Origin of the sequence: Herpetosiphon gulosus (genome assembly GCF_039545135.1) — a bacterium.
Classification (GTDB): domain Bacteria; phylum Chloroflexota; class Chloroflexia; order Chloroflexales; family Herpetosiphonaceae; genus Herpetosiphon; species Herpetosiphon gulosus.
In genome coordinates, this window is sequence record NZ_BAABRU010000013.1 from 23799 (window position 1) to 38890 (window position 15092).

The following is a 15092-nucleotide window of genomic DNA, read 5'->3' on the forward strand; positions in this document are numbered from 1 at the left end:
TCTGCGGTTTTTTGTTGCGAGGAGCAGTTATGCAATCCTATGATTTGATTATTATCGGGGCTGGTCCAAGTGGCCTCAGCGCGGCGATTGCAGCGCAGCAAGCGGGCTTGAGCTATCTGGTGCTTGAGCGCGGCGCAATCACCAACACGATTATTGATTATCCGCTGCAAACGGTGTTTTTTAGCACAGCCCCCAATTTAACGATTGGCAATGTGCCGTGGAGCAGCATTCATCCGCATCCAACTCGTACCGAAGCGTTGGCCTATTATCGCGGCGTGGTCGAGCATTTTCAATTAAATGTTCAGATGTATGAGCCTGTGCAAGCCTTGGAACGCTTGGCCGATGGCTCGTTTCAAATCCACACGACCCGTCGCGACCAAACCAGCATCAGTTATAGTTCGCAGGCTGTGATTGTTGCCAGCGGCTCGTATGATACGCCCAATCAGTTGGGAATTGTCGGCGCTGAACTAGCCAAAGTTAAGCATTATTATCGTGAGGGCCACCCCTTCTATCGCCAAAACGTTGCGGTGATTGGCGGAGGCAATTCAGCTGCCGAAGCTGCGCTCGATTTATATTATCACGGCGCAAATGTCACGATCATTCATCAATTTGCTGGTTTAGATCAACGGATCAAGCCATGGATTGCCGCCGATTTGAAGGCTTGGATCGAAGCTGGCAAGATTCAGACTTTTTGGCAAGCCAAGCTCAGGGCAATCACCCCAACCAGCATCCAAATTACTGCTGCTGATGGCTCGCAACACGAACAAGCCAACGATTGGGTTTTTGCCTTGATTGGCTATCGACCGAACACCAGCATGCTCGAAGCAGTTGGCGTTACGGTTGATCAGGATGCTGTGCCAAGCCATAACCCAACCACCTTTGAAACCAATGTGCCCAATCTATTTATCGCTGGTGTGTTGGCGGCGGGAGCACACCCCAGCAAAATCTTTATTGAAAATGGCCGTGAGCATGGCCCAGCGATTATCGCCGAGTTGCGCCAACGTTGGGCAGGGCCGCGCTAATGGAAATTGAAGGGTTTCGTTGGTTGTTGAGCGACGCTGGTCAACAACTTTTGGCTGAACTTAGCAATGATCGTGATTTGAATGAAGCTAACTTTTTGCGCTACACCACCAAATTGCGCAAGCACTACCCAGCCGAGGCGGTGACGGCGGCTTTGGAAACCAGCTTATTGCGTCGCGCCGCCCAAGCTAAATTTCCCCAAGCCAGCCAACTATATTTTACCCGCGAGGCCTTGGAGCAAGCTACACCATGGCTGGTCGCTAACTATCGCCAACGTCATTTTGCGGCTGGTTCACGCTTGGTCGATTTGGGTTGCTCGATTGGCGGCGATGCCTTGGCCTTAGCGCAAAGTTGCTCAGTTTTAGCGATTGATCGTGATCCATTGCGTTTGGCGCTACTCGAAGCCAATGCTCAGGCGCTTGGGCTAAGCCACCAAATCATCATCCAAGCAGCAGATTTTACCACGCTAGAATTTGCGGGTTACGCTGGTTTGTTTATCGATCCGGCGCGGCGCAGCAATGGCAAGCGTATTTGGGATGTTGAGCACTATCAGCCGCCGCTTTCAACCTTAGAGCGTTGGCGTGGGCAAGTGCCAATTCATGGGGCTAAAGTTGCCCCTGGTATTCCCGATGAAGCCGTGCCTGCTGGCTACGATCTTGAGTTTATTTCGCTTGATGGCGATTTACGCGAGGCTAGTTTGTGGTGGCAAGCAGGCCAAGTTGGCGGGCAACGCAAGGCAGTTGTGCTCAGCAGCGCTGGCGCTGAACATAGCTTAATTGCCGATCCCTCCCAAGCCGCCGCTGCACTCAGCGAGCCACTGGCCTATTTGTACGAGCCTGATCCAGCGGTGATTCGGGCGCACGCCGTAGCTGATATTGCCAATCAGTTAAATTTAACCCAATTTGATCCCAGCATTGCTTACCTTACCAGCGATTGCTTGGTGCAATCGCCATTTCTGCGAGTGTGGCAAATTGAGCAATGGCTACCGTTTAATTTGAAAGCTCTGCGCCAAATCTTACAAGAGCGCGAGATTGGCCGGGTGACCGTCAAAAAGCGTGGTTCGCCGATTACGCCCGAAGAATTAAGCAAACAACTACGCTTGAAGGGCCGCTATGAACAAACCTTGGTGCTGACCAAACTGCAAGGCCAGCCAATTGTGCTGTTGGTAAAATTGCTTTAAGTTGCGCTCTATCTGCTGCATATCAGCTACATATCAGCTACATTTGTTGCCAAAACGACTATAAACTACGTCTTAGGTGTAACGTCGGATTGATCTAAATCTTGATCCCTCACCCCCTAGCCTCCGCTCCCGCCTAGTGAGGCGAGGGGAAACCACTGCATCATGACGATTGGAACGCCCCTCTCTCGCCGCAGTGGGAGAGGGGTCGGGGGTGAGGGTATTACACTGAGGTATAAACCAGATTGTAGGAGGTTGACATGGCAGCAGCACTTTCGCGCCGTAGTTTTCTGAAAATAATGGGCTATTCGACCTTGGCAACGACCGCCACGACGCTGGGAGCCGCCGCATATGGCTTTCAAGTTGAGGCCGAATGGCTGGGCATCCACGAAGAAACGATTGTTTTGCCGCGTTTGGCCAGTGCTTACGATGGCTATCGCATCGCCCATTTGAGCGATATTCATATTGATGATGTCTTGATGACCCGTGAGCATTGGTTGACCACCGTGCGCATGGTCAACGCCCAAAAACCAGATTTGGTCGCGATCTCAGGCGATTTCATCACCCATGATCCCAGCCGTTTCACCGAAGATTTAGCAGCTGGCTTGGCCATGCTCGAAGCGCCTGATGGGGTGGTGGGCGTTTTGGGTAACCACGATTATTGGGGCGATGGCAATGGCGAGACCGTGCGTCAAGTGTTGCGGGCAACCGGCATTCACGATCTAACCAATCGTGCGATCAGCCTGAATCGTGGTTCGAGCAAGTTGCACTTGGCTGGCCACGACGATCTTTGGCCCAACCCGATTGGCCCCAACGACCTGAGCACCATGAAACCAGTGCTTGATCGTTTGGTCGCTGAATTGCCCAAGACTGATGCAGCGATTATCTTGGTGCACGAGCCTGATACCGCCGATTTCACCGCCAGCTACAATCGTTTTGATTTGCAGCTTTCCGGCCATGCCCACGGCGGCCAAGTGCGCGTGCCTGTCAAAGGCGCATTGCTACTACCCTACTTGGGTATGCGCTACCCCGACCATCGCTATGATGTGGGATCAATGGTGCAATTTACTTCGTGGGGTTTGGGCTGTAGCTGGCCACAAGTGCGCTTTGGTTGTCGGCCCGAGATTGTCATGCTCAGCTTAGCGTGTGCTTAAGCTCAGATGAGTATCAGCCGATTTTGAGCAAGCTCATGGCCAAACTGTGGTATTCTAGGGCCATAGGGCATAACCACATTAGGAGGATCGCAGGTGAAAGCCACACCAACACCACTACGCCGTGTCATGAGTATCGCAGCAGGCATCGCTCTCGGGATTGCCCTCGGAGGCGTAGTCAGCATGTTTATTCTGGTGCTGATTTTATTATGAACAACGCCGTCACGGGGCAAAGTAGCCCCGTGATTGGCGGTTAAATAAGCCCTCGCCCTTTGAACTCCAGATATTTATTAATCACCGAAACCGTTAGTTTGTTGGCTGGTACATCGATTGTATGTACGCCAGCTTGATTCAGTGTGTCGAGCACCACTCGCCGTTCATCGAGCACCATCTCGGCCACGGCGCGTTCATACACATCGGTTGAACTATAGGCCGCCTTGCCAGCATAGCCGACTAAGTTGGGGTCGCTCATCACCACACACAAGGCGAGATGGGTTTTGGCCAAGCGTGCCATATGTTGAATCAACGGCTTGGCGGTATCCATGGTGCTGAGGTCAGTAAAAATCACGATTAATGAACGGCGCTTGTTCTTCAAGCCCAAGTAGGAGATCGCACGGCCATAGTCGGCCTCGACCGGCTGCGATGGCAAGTTATACAACATCTCCAACATTTGATAAAACTGAGCTTTACCACGGCGCGGCTGCAAAAAACGCCCAACATGGTCGGCAAACGAAAGCATGCCGATGTGGTCGCCTTTGAGCATCGCCACATACCCCAGCATCAACGAGGCATTAATCGCATAATCCAGCTTGGCAATATCATTGATTGTCGGACGCATCAAGCGCCCAGTATCAATTACTGCTACCACATATTGCGAGCGCTCGGTCTCATATTCGGCGGCAATCAGCTTGTTACGGCGAGCGCTGGCCTTCCAGTTAATCGAGCGAAACTCATCATCGGGTGTATATTCACGCAAGCGTTCAAACTCTGTTCCCGAGCCAAACACACGGGCGGTGCGTAACCCCAACTCAAACAACATGCCCTTGCGTGCCAACATATCGTATTTGCGCACATCAAGCACATTGGGATAGACCTTGACCAACTCGTCGAAGGCGATTTTGGTTTGGCGCAAGAACGTGCCAAAAGTGCTGGTATAGCGCAAATTAATATTGCCAAAGCGATAATCACCGCGCCGCAATGGCCGCACATGATAGCTGATCTCTTGCACACTCTCTGGCTCGACCTTGGTTTTGAGAATCAGCGTATCGCTGGGAAACTCCACCGGAAACTCATCGCGAATTTGAATGTCGAGGGTGCGCGGGCTTTGATTATGCACCGCTAGCGTGATCAGGTTTTGTTCGCCAATTGAAAGCTTTGGTTCATTGATCCGCGCTACTTCCAACAATTTAGGCTTGGGAGTCATAAACCAATCAAGCGCCACAAAGCCAATCAGCAACAATACATAGACCCAGATTGTCCAACGCAAACTGGGGGTTGCTGCTCCGATAATCACCGGAACCAAGCCTGCTAGCAAAAGTGCTAATAAACGGCGCGATGGAATCATCAGCGAGGAACCTCAATACGCCCCAAAATCCGGGTCATCGCGGTATCTGGGGTCAAACCTTCAATCTCAGCCTCTGGTTTCAGAATAATCCGATGGCGATAGACTGGGCGAGCCAAGAATTTAACATCATCGGGCACGACATACTCGCGGCCTTGCATCGCCGCAAAGGTTTTGGCGGTCAGCAGCAAGGCGATCGAGGCCCGTGGTGAGCCGCCCAATACCAAATCCGGTGAGCGGCGTGATTCTTGGGCAATCGCATTAATATAGTTGATTACGCCATCTTCGACTCGCAGGCGGCCAATTTCCTCGCGGCAACGCATAATCGTTTCAGGCGTGACGGTTGGCTGCAAATTAGCTGTGCTCAAGTTACGAGCATTGAAGCCTTGGTTATAGCGCCGCAGCACTTCAAATTCGATTTCAGGTGGGCTATAGCCAACCAGCACTTTGAACAAAAAGCGGTCGAGTTGGGCTTCGGGCAGCGGATAGGTGCCTTCATATTCCATCGGGTTTTGGGTGGCAATCACGAAAAATGGCTGTGGCAAGGGCATCGTATCGCCATCGATCGTCACCTGTTGCTCTTCCATAGCTTCGAGCAAGGCTGCTTGGGTTTTGGCTGGCGCACGGTTAATTTCATCGCCCAGCAAAATTTGGGTAAAAATCGGGCCTTTGCGCAGCCGAAATTGGCTGGTTTGCATCTCATAGACGCTAGTGCCCATCACATCCGAGGGCATTAAGTCGGGGGTAAATTGCACCCGTTTGAACTCAGCCTGCACCAAATGGGCCAAGGTTTTGGCCATGAGGGTTTTTGCCGTACCAGGCACACCTTCGAGCAACACGTGGCCGCCACTCAGCAGCGCAACCACCAATTGCGTCCAGGTATCTTCTTGACCAACAATAACTTTGGCAGCCTCTTGGCGCATATAATCGGCAAGTTGTTTGACGAGCATTGATCCTCCAATATCATTCTCACGAGCACCGCACGATGCCCGTAGCCAAGGCAAAAAGCGCGGGTTTAGGCCCGACCCCGTTGTTCCCAGATGTTGATAAAACGATCGATATCGTTGACCAAGGCCAAGATCGTCGCCTCGCTGGGGTTGGGTTGGCTTAAATGGTTGAGCAAATGAGCCAAGTGATTGCGATCGATTGTATCGGAATAACGCTGAACTTCGCTTAAAAAGCTTTGGTCATCAAGCTTGGGGTTAATTCCATAGGGCTTGGCAACCCGTCGTTTAAGATAGGTTTTATAGTGGGCTTGCATATGTTCAGCTTGACGACCGCGCTGAAACAAATTAGCCATTGATTGGACATATTCGCTGCTATTTCGCCGCATCAAATCGATTCTGCTGGGCACAATCTGACCAAACCGACGGCCTGATAATAAAGCCCATAAACCGACAACAATCGCACTATACACCATTGCCGCAACTAATGGCGAATAGGGTTGGGCTGGCACTGGAGCGGCCCTAGGTATTAAGGCCCGCCCATGATGCACCTCATCGAAGGCAATCACCCCGCCAGCAGGCACACGGTTAACCATATTTAAAAGAATTCGCGCGTTACTTTCGTGAAACAAGCCCGTATTGGTAAATAGCCCAACATTGGTTGAAACATAGATCATCCCACGGCCACGGCTAATTCCTAGCATGGTTGGTTGTTGCTCTGTCCCAACCAACACTTGGCTATTTGGGCGATCCCGTTCAAAATAACTGATGGTTTGGTAGTTTTGTAAGCCACTCACTGCGGGGTTTACAAAGGCATGGCTGGTTTCATTTGTAGTCGTCGGATTCAATTCGTCGCGTGACATTACCGTCAGATCTAAACGAGTGAAGATCCCATTTTGTTGGTCATCAGCCACAATCAGCGTGCCACCAGTATCTTCAACCCACGCCAAAACAGCATTAATTTCTTCTATGCGCCAATTTGTAGGATCGGCAGGCTTGATTGAGATCAGGCTATTAGTTGCTTGATCGAGTTCATCAAAATGCCGATATTCAAATGACTCAGTTTGATAGCCAATTTTGCTGAGCCAAAGTTGCAAGGCGGCGGCTCCATCAATGCTTTGGTTATACATTGAGCCAGCGCGAGCATTGCTGGCTTGGAAATCGCAGGAGCGCAATAAAAAGAATGACAAGATTATGATACCAGCGAGGATGGCGAAAAATTTTACTTTACTATTCATCTTAGCGTACCTCGCGGAGGGTTGTCACTTGTTGGCGGTATTGATCAAACGTGCCTTGATCGACATCGGCAATCCCATACCAGACCCGATCAAAGGTTTGGACAACTGGAGCCAAGCGTTGATGTAAGGGTGAATTAGTCGGAACCGCCGCTAAGACCTCACGGTTGGTCAACGTCCGATCATAGCGCAAGAGGCCACGTTCTTCGAGCCATAACAAGGTTGAAAGGTACAAATAGCGCACAGCATCGCGAAAATCGCCCTCTTCAGCGGCGACTTTATCAGCCCGTTCAATCGCTTGGACACTGGTTAATTTTTGTTCCTCAGCGGGGGTTTTACGGCGGGCCACACTCACACTATTGCGGCGCACAGTTGAGGCAATATAGCCGATCAAGCCAACGACAAAGACAATTGCAATAATCGTAAAGCAGCCAGTTAAGCCATCGCTAAACAACCAACTTAGAAAGCCAAAGTCGAAATCTGGACTTGATCGATTCCGCTCAGGGTTTAACGTATCAAATGGTGGGTTGTTGAGAATAACCTTCAAGGTTTCGAGGTCTTGGGGGCCAGTTTCGCGGCCAGCAGTCAGGGCTTCAAGCATTGCTGCCAAGCGATCGCGAATAATTGCTACATTGGGGCTATTGCTCGCAAGGCTATCCTTGAGCCATTGATGATTAACTACAATCGCTTGATTATCGTCAGTTCGTAGCTGTTTGAGCGCAACGATTTTATCGCTGACCTCGCGCAAGCCAATTTCATCGCTGCGCTGCGCTGCGGTAAAAGCCTCGCGCAGCAGCTGGGTATATTCGCTGACGCTGACCTCATTGGCTTGCGCCATCGCCATAGATGGCTGGGCTAGCAACCAACCAAAGAGCAGCAAACAAGCAGTAATTCGCCAAATTCGATCCATCTCAACCTCTCAAGTAGGCTAGTTACTGCTGAGCAGTAATGCTTGGGTTTGTGGAAGTGCCGCTATAAGCCAGCCGTAATTGATCGTAATAGAGCAAGGTAAAGCCAATATAGGCCATCGGCAAAATCATAATTGAGGTGACGGTTGAAAACCCCTCAGTCATTGCAATCGTCAAAGCGCTGGTTTCGCCAAACAAGGCCATAGCAATCGCGCTGATGATGGTTGTGATATAGCTCGCCAGAATGCCTAGCAGTACGACCAGCGTAATCCAAATATTAGTGATTCGGCCAAATGCACCACGGGTCAAAACCCACGAGTGATGGATTGCTCGAAACACATTAACTTGCTCGGCCACAATAATTTGTGGCACAAGGCTCAGCCGCACCCCAAAAAACCAAAGCAAGCCGAGGGCCAAAATTGTGCCTAAAATTGGCACAATCGCAAAAAAGAGGGCGATAACCAAGCCCAGAACGCAAATACAACCCCAAGCAATCAGCGCGGGCAGATGGCGTAGGCTGCTCAAAACCACGCTTGCCCAGCGCGGCGTAGCTTGGCGATAATGATCACCAACCGCAATCACGCTCGCAGCCATGGCTAAATTGCGCATTATAAAAATTGAAATAAAGCCAAAGCCAAATAACGCCAACAAGTAGGGCGCAATATCGGCGCGTGGATACTCTAATACCCACATGCCGTTGCCGGTTTGGCCATTATCAATCCGCCGTTGCATTTCAGCCATAATCACATTGAGTTGGGCCGTCGCCCGTGCTTGAACCCCATTGGCCTGCAACCACAAACTACCAATCAAAAATGGCCCAACTTGTAGCGCTGCCAAGCCCATAAACAAGCCCGAATAGCGCCGAAGCAGGTTGATTGCTTCACGGATTAAGTTGAAAAATGTCATGGGTGTGGGTGTCGATGATGGAGACTGCTGCACAAAAACCCTCTACTTAAACACCTTTGAAGCGGCGTGAATGCCACCGCCACTATCTATTATACCGCAGCCCTCAAGCTTCTGATAGTGGAAAATTGTGCTAAGCTAGGCCGAATTTGCTGCTTCGTTGGGCAATAAGGGAAATTGCAACAGCGCGGTGATGCCTGGCTCAGGGTCATTCGGAATTAAACTGATCGAGCCAGCTGCTCGCCACATGACGGCAGCACAAATTGGCAAGCCTAAGCCCAAGCGCTGTGGGCCATGGGTTGTCCAAAACGGTTGCCAAATATCGCCCAAGGCATCAACTGGAATGCCACGTCCAGCATCACGAAATGCTAAAACTGTCGCATGCTCAGTTTGATAGGCCTTGATCACAATTCCTGTATGGCTTGAGCCAGATTCCAAGGCATTATTCAGCAGTTCGGTGCAGAGGGTCAGCAATTCGCGCTCTTGTAATAAAATATGCAAATTCGGCTGAATTTCAAGCTGCAAATGCGCCACCGAGCGATGAATTTGTAAGGCTTGATCGATTAAGCTTGGTAAGGCATCGCTTAGATCAATCGGAAATGGGGCTGGGTTGGTGCGGCTAGCGCCTTTGAGCAAGTGAATTCGCTGAACCATCTCTTTGCCGCCGCGCACATGTTTGACCACCTCGGCCAATAATTCGCGCTGGCCCTCATCAATCGCATCAAGCTCGGCCAACTGAGTATTGCCCAAAATCACCGCCAATAAATTGTTGAAGTGATGGGCCATTTGGCCAGCCAGTTGCTCCATATTGCGCAAATAGCCCAATTCGGCCTGTTCGGTTTGGCGGGCTGCTTGGTCGGCCACGGTTTGGGCATTGGCTAGGGCCACGGCAAAATGCGGACGGGCCATTTCAAGCAAGGCTACTTCTTCATTGGTAATTTGGCGATGTTTGATCGCAATAATCAGCACACCCAATAAGCGGGCTTGATGCAACAACGGTACTGCGGCACAACCCTGATAGCCTGCATCAAGCAATTGCTGGGTGATCGGTACCAAGGTATCAGTGCCTAAAACACACGAATAGACCCGCGTAATTGTGCCAAGCTCGGTTAGCAAATGCAGGCTTTGCTGATCATTGGGCATACAGAAGGCATGCTGCTGCGAGGTATAGGCCAAATCAATAATCGCATTGCGATATGAATACCAGGCAATTGCAACTGGCCCCATAATTTGCTGTAACTCTTGCTCAATGCTGCGATAGAGCGAATCGAGATCCAAATTGGCGCTGAGTGATTGGGCCAAATTATTGACCAATTGCAACTGGCGAGTTTGCCGCGCCAATTGTTCGCGCATTTGGGCTTGACGAATTGGCCCAATAATTTGATGGGCAATTAATTCGAGCAATACTTGATCATCGGCGCTGAAATGGTCAACCACACTATGATACACCGCTAAAACACCCAATGGCCCACTGGCATCGCCAATTGGCACAATCAAGGCCGAACGCACACTGGCTGCCGATTGATCGAGTTGTAACCAACGCGCATCTTCGTGGACATCGGTGATACGCACAGTTTCGCGGCTGCGCAAAGCATAACCCGCCGCTCCCTCTTTGACCACGCGCTTGACCCGATCTAGATTATGCGAAACGCCATCGTCGGTCGTGAGAATTTCGACATCAGCCACATCGTGCAACAAAAACAAATTGCCATGATCGGCCTGCAAGGCTTTGGTGCTTACATCGACCACATGCGCCAACATGCCCGAAATTGACTCGATCTGGGTGATATCGCGGGTAATATCGGCGATCAGGGCAAACCGTTCGCGCTCGGCCTCAACCCGTGAAAGGACATGTTTCAAACGAATTGCCGCTCGCAAACGAGCGCGAAGCGTCGCCGAATCGACCGGCTTGAGCAGAAAATCATCGGCTCCCTCAAAATAGGCTTGTTGGCGCACCGCTAATTCAGCCGCAGCAGTCACCACAATAATCGGAATATAATGATGATCGCGCTGGGCACGAATCGTCTTAAGCACTTCAATTCCATCAATGCCTGGCATAAAAATATCGAGCAAAATCGCATCTGGCGGCGTTTGGCGCACAAAATCCAACGCCGCCACGCCATGCTCAGCCTCAGCTGCGAGATAACCCGCCGCTTCAACGTAACGCCGCACAATTGAACGATTTGAAGATTGATCATCGACGATCAACACTAACGGCTGTTGACTAAATTCGTGCATTTCAGTCATGCATGGTTCCTATTGCAATTACTAGGCTGGGGCATGCCAGCGCTGAAGCTGATCCCAATTCAGCCCAGTTTCAACGTTCACTTCCAACGGCACGGCCAAATCGGGATAAACTTGGGTCATCGTATCACAAACTAATTGAGCCACGGCATCACGCTCTGCCTCAGGCACTTCCAAAACCAATTCGTCATGAACTTGCAGCAACATTTTGGCCTGATAGCCGCCAGCAATTAATGCCTGTTCCAGCCGAATCATCGCCAATTTGATCAAATCGGCGGCTGTGCCTTGAATCCCAGCGTTGGTTGCTTCACGCTCAAAAGCGCTACGGCGTGGCCCAGTTACTCCACCGTCTTGCAACTCGCGGAAGTAGCGGCGACGACCAAACAAGGTTTCAACATAGCCAACGGCTTTAACCCGCTCCAATGTTCGTTCGATATAGCTTTTCAGGCCAGGATATTGAGCAAACAAGCCGTTGATCATTTGTTGAGCTTCGGTGCGTGAAAGCGCCGTGCGGGCAGCCAAGCCAAAACTGCTAATGCCATAAATAATACCAAAGACCGTCATTTTGGCGATTCGGCGCTGATTTTTGCTAACTTCATCCATGGGAATATCAAATAAGCGGGCCGCCGTGGCTGCGTGAATATCTTGGCCAGTTTTAAACACTTCGACCAAAGCGGGATCAGCGGTGATATGCGCCAAAACTCGTAGCTCAATTTGTGAATAGTCGGCAGTCATCAGTACATGACCTGACCGCGCGACAAAGGCCCGCCGAATTTCGCGGCCTTCCTCGCTGCGCACTGGAATATTCTGCAAATTGGGTGAATCGGAGCTAAGCCGCCCAGTTTCCGCCCCAATTTGGCGATATTGAGTATGTACACGGCCTGTTTGCTGGTTGATCAACTCAATCAAAGCATCGACATAGGTCGATTTGAGCTTCGACAAACGTCGATAGCGCAAAATCATCGTCACAATCCCACTTTGATCGTGGGTTTGTAAATCTTCCAAGGTTTCGGCGTTAACTGAATAGACCGCGCCGCCGCTGCGAGTTGTGCCAGCCAACCGTTTGAGATTGGCAGTTGGCAACTTCAAGCGAATAAACAAGAGATCATTTAAATCGAAACGCGAATTAATGTTCATTGGTTCGCCCACAAAATCGGCAATATGCTGCTCGATTTCGCGTAAACTTTGGCCCAACACTTGACCTTGCTGCACCAATTGCGCCCGATCAAGCCCAATGCCACAAGCTTCCATGCGCATCAACACTGGGCTAAGCGGCATTTCGATTTGCTCAAACACCTCGCGTACCGCCGGAATTGCCCCAAGTTGGGGCATGAACAACGCCAACAAACGGGCCGTCATATCAACATCGGCGCTCGCATAAGGCGTTACCTGCTCAATCGCCACTTGATCCATGGTGATTTGCTTTTTGCCTGTACCGATTAATGTTTCGATCCGCGTCATTTCAATGGGACGATCATCGGCATCGCGTAATTCAGCAAAGGCCAAATCTTTGAGGCTCTGACGTTTGCCTAACAAAGCGGCGGCGATGGCCGTATCGAAACTCAAATGTGGCACATCAAGCCCAATCAAGCTCAAGGCACTCATATCAAACTTGCCATTATGGGCTACCACAGCTTTTTGTGGGTCGCTAAACAATGGTTGCAAGGCAGCGACAACCTCGGCTACTGGCAATTGCTGGCCGCTGCGGTGCTCCAGTGGAATATACCAACCGCAACCAGCAGCATGGGTTAGGGCAATGCCGACAACTTTGGCAGGCACAGGCGAGAACAAATTCAAGCTATTGGTTTCCACATCGAAGATTAAACGTTCAGCTGCCGCCAAAATTCTTACCAATTCGGCCAATTGTTCGCTGGTAGTGACCGCTTGATAATCACCAGATTGAGCGATTGGCTCAGCGCTTGGCGGCGTAGCATCATCGAACATGGTTAATTGGCTGGGATTGGTGGTTTGGGGAATGGCGACAACTTGGACGGCACTCACTTGGCTGGAAAGTGGCAGCTTATCGACCAACTTGCGAAATTCAAGTTGGCTGAACAAGGCCAAGACTGTATCACGATCATAATCGTGCACTTTGGTGGCTTCGAGATCCAAGGTTACCGGGGCATTCGTGACGATCGTCGCCAAGTGGGTGCTAAATCGCGCAGCTTCTTGTTGACCATCGAGCTTTGAGCGATAGCGATTGGCAACTTTATCAAGATTGGCGTAGATATTTTCGACGCTGCCCCATTCATTGAGCATGCTGATCGCTCCAGCTTCGCCAATGCCCTTGACTCCGGGAATGTTGTCGGAGGTATCGCCCTTGAGGCCGCGTAAATCGGCTAGTTGGTTGGGAGCCAAGCCTTTGTAGCGTTCGCGCACTTGAGCTTCATCGTAGAGCGAAACATTGCCCTTGCCATAGGGATTGGCCAACAGCACCTTGGTATAGTCGTTGACCAATTGCAAGGTATCTGTATCGCCAGTGATGATCAAGGTATCGACCCCCTGCGCCTCAGCTTGGCGACATAATGTCCCAATCACATCATCGGCCTCGTAGTTCTCGGCAGTGTAGATGGGAATATTCAGGGCATTGATAATTTGCTTAATCCGTTCGAGTTGGGGGTGAAAATCGGCGGGTGTTTCAGCGCGGCCAGCCTTATAGTCGGGGTATAGATCATCGCGGAAGGTTCGACCAATATCAAACGAAACCGCCACATACTCTGGTTGGCGCTCGCGTAACAAGTTGAGCAAAATTGATAAAAAACCTTGCACTGCATAGGTTGGCTCGCCAGTAGCGCGAACCGACATGCCTGTGTCGCGAAGCGCAAAAAAGGCCCGAAATGCCAGCGCATGGCCATCAACCAAGACGAGTGTGGGTCGCTGCTGCATACGATCAAAACCTCCTGAAACACAACATCCACCCTGCATTGTAGCAGTATTTGGCTGCAATACCTAGGTGCTTGTTATCGAACATTTGTTCATTTTAACACACAAAGCTGTCGATGATAAGCCGTGCTAGCGAATGATCCACAAAGATCACGAAAGTTTGTTGTAGCCACGAATTGCACGAATTGCACGAACCATATTTAGCCACAGATTGGCACAGATGTATATGATTATCCTGCTATTACCACCACTTCCTTCATCCCTCATCCCTCATCCTTCATCCTTCGGTCGCTCTGCGCCGCTGGGTTAAAATCTAGCTCCAATTCCTGACCCCTGATCCCCAGCCCCTAATCCCTTGCTCTTCATCCTTTCGATTGCTCTATGCGCTTGATCCCGCTGGGGGTTTCGATTGTGGCGATTAATTGTGGTTGGGCAGTGGTTTGCCAACAAACTTCATCTTGCATGCCAATTTGGCTCAGCATGGTTTCGATCTGGCTGGCTTGGGGGTGATGTAACTCCAACTGTAATAAACGACAACCTTGATCAGTTAAACGCTGAATTGGGTGTTGATCGCGCGGCCATTCGATTAACATTGGAGCCATGCCAGAAAACGGCAAACTGCCATCGGCTGGAATCGTGATTTGCCAGGCTAAATTGCCACGGCTCATCGGCGTGACCACCCCAAGTTGTTGGTGCAATAATTCGCTTGCCGACTGAATCAGGATTGTGCGGGCGACCCATGTTGCCAAGCGCGGAGCACTGGTTGGTTGCACTGAATCTAATGCAAACCAGCGTGGGCGCTTGGGTGCAGGCAGTGTTGGATCTGGCGCGATCACTTCGAGATAGCAATGTTCGCCAAGTTTGAGCAAGTAATTGTGGGTTGCCATGGCTTGATGCTGCCCACCAGCTTGCATCGGCACACCCAATACATCTTCGATATAGGCCACACCAAGCGCGAGGTTGGGTGCAGTGACGACCAAATGATCGATCCATGTCGCTAACGGCATCATTGTTATGGCTCCTTTTTAAGATTTGGATTGATATAGTTTCGTTTGTATAATGTGAT

Annotated in this window: 11 protein-coding genes; 3 read left to right on the plus strand and 8 right to left on the minus strand. The window is 50.7% G+C overall.

The features are described from left to right. Positions 1-29 precede the first annotated feature (29 nt). The 3 genes from ABEB26_RS17535 (at position 30) to ABEB26_RS17545 (ending at position 3351) form a co-directional block, all read left to right on the plus strand. Positions 30-1022 carry a YpdA family putative bacillithiol disulfide reductase gene (locus tag ABEB26_RS17535; protein WP_345723335.1) on the plus strand — a complete coding sequence of 331 codons (993 nt, stop codon included), beginning with the start codon at positions 30-32 and terminating at the stop codon, positions 1020-1022. Next, positions 1022-2200, plus strand: a complete 1179-nt coding sequence (locus ABEB26_RS17540; RefSeq protein WP_345723336.1) for a class I SAM-dependent methyltransferase — start codon at positions 1022-1024, stop codon at positions 2198-2200. Before ABEB26_RS17535 ends, ABEB26_RS17540 begins: the two co-directional genes overlap by 1 nt. 257 nt (positions 2201-2457) lie before the next feature. Next, a complete protein-coding gene (locus ABEB26_RS17545) occupies positions 2458-3351 on the plus strand; it encodes a metallophosphoesterase (protein WP_345723337.1) in 894 nt (297 codons plus the stop codon). 250 nt (positions 3352-3601) lie between these two features. Here ABEB26_RS17545 and ABEB26_RS17550 read toward each other — a convergent pair whose 3' ends face one another. The 8 genes from ABEB26_RS17550 to ABEB26_RS17585 form a co-directional block, all read right to left on the minus strand. After that, entirely contained in the window at positions 3602-4912 is a 1311-nt protein-coding gene (locus tag ABEB26_RS17550; RefSeq protein WP_345723338.1) for a DUF58 domain-containing protein, read from the minus strand. Beyond that, entirely contained in the window at positions 4912-5859 is a 948-nt protein-coding gene (locus ABEB26_RS17555) for an AAA family ATPase (protein WP_345723339.1), read from the minus strand. Before ABEB26_RS17555 ends, ABEB26_RS17550 begins: the two co-directional genes overlap by 1 nt. 65 nt (positions 5860-5924) lie before the next feature. After that, positions 5925-7091: a DUF4350 domain-containing protein gene (locus ABEB26_RS17560; RefSeq protein WP_345723340.1), complete on the minus strand. Its 1167-nt coding sequence runs from the start codon at positions 7089-7091 to the stop codon at positions 5925-5927. A gap of 1 nt (position 7092) precedes the next feature. Continuing rightward, complete coding sequence (locus ABEB26_RS17565) at positions 7093-7998, minus strand: DUF4129 domain-containing protein (RefSeq protein ID WP_345723341.1); 906 nt, start codon at positions 7996-7998, stop codon at positions 7093-7095. Positions 7999-8020: 22 nt separating this feature from the next. Beyond that, a complete protein-coding gene (locus ABEB26_RS17570) occupies positions 8021-8935 on the minus strand; it encodes a hypothetical protein (RefSeq protein WP_345723342.1) in 915 nt (304 codons plus the stop codon). Between the two features lie 102 nt (positions 8936-9037). Next, positions 9038-11146 (minus strand): response regulator, encoded by a 2109-nt coding sequence (locus ABEB26_RS17575; RefSeq protein WP_345723343.1) that lies wholly within the window; start codon positions 11144-11146, stop codon positions 9038-9040. Between the two features lie 21 nt (positions 11147-11167). Then, positions 11168-14029 (minus strand): DNA polymerase I, encoded by a 2862-nt coding sequence (polA, locus tag ABEB26_RS17580; RefSeq protein WP_345723344.1) that lies wholly within the window; start codon positions 14027-14029, stop codon positions 11168-11170. Positions 14030-14388: 359 nt separating this feature from the next. Next, the gene (locus ABEB26_RS17585; RefSeq protein WP_345723345.1) at positions 14389-15036 is read right to left on the minus strand and encodes a VOC family protein; all 648 of its coding nucleotides are present in this window, start codon (positions 15034-15036) and stop codon (positions 14389-14391) included. Positions 15037-15092 lie beyond the last annotated feature (56 nt).

What these genes read in the sequence shown, in the direction of transcription:
- ABEB26_RS17535 (WP_345723335.1), top strand. Translation starts at nt 30, where the DNA reads ATGCAATCCTATGATTTGATTATTATCGGGGCTGGTCCAAGTGGCCTC.
- ABEB26_RS17540 (WP_345723336.1), top strand. Translation starts at nt 1,022, where the DNA reads ATGGAAATTGAAGGGTTTCGTTGGTTGTTGAGCGACGCTGGTCAACAA.
- ABEB26_RS17545 (WP_345723337.1), top strand. Translation starts at nt 2,458, where the DNA reads ATGGCAGCAGCACTTTCGCGCCGTAGTTTTCTGAAAATAATGGGCTAT.
- ABEB26_RS17550 (WP_345723338.1), bottom strand. Translation starts at nt 4,912, where the DNA reads ATGATTCCATCGCGCCGTTTATTAGCACTTTTGCTAGCAGGCTTGGTT.
- ABEB26_RS17555 (WP_345723339.1), bottom strand. Translation starts at nt 5,859, where the DNA reads ATGCTCGTCAAACAACTTGCCGATTATATGCGCCAAGAGGCTGCCAAA.
- ABEB26_RS17560 (WP_345723340.1), bottom strand. Translation starts at nt 7,091, where the DNA reads ATGAATAGTAAAGTAAAATTTTTCGCCATCCTCGCTGGTATCATAATC.
- ABEB26_RS17565 (WP_345723341.1), bottom strand. Translation starts at nt 7,998, where the DNA reads ATGGATCGAATTTGGCGAATTACTGCTTGTTTGCTGCTCTTTGGTTGG.
- ABEB26_RS17575 (WP_345723343.1), bottom strand. Translation starts at nt 11,146, where the DNA reads ATGACTGAAATGCACGAATTTAGTCAACAGCCGTTAGTGTTGATCGTC.
- polA (WP_345723344.1), bottom strand. Translation starts at nt 14,029, where the DNA reads ATGCAGCAGCGACCCACACTCGTCTTGGTTGATGGCCATGCGCTGGCA.
- ABEB26_RS17585 (WP_345723345.1), bottom strand. Translation starts at nt 15,036, where the DNA reads ATGATGCCGTTAGCGACATGGATCGATCATTTGGTCGTCACTGCACCC.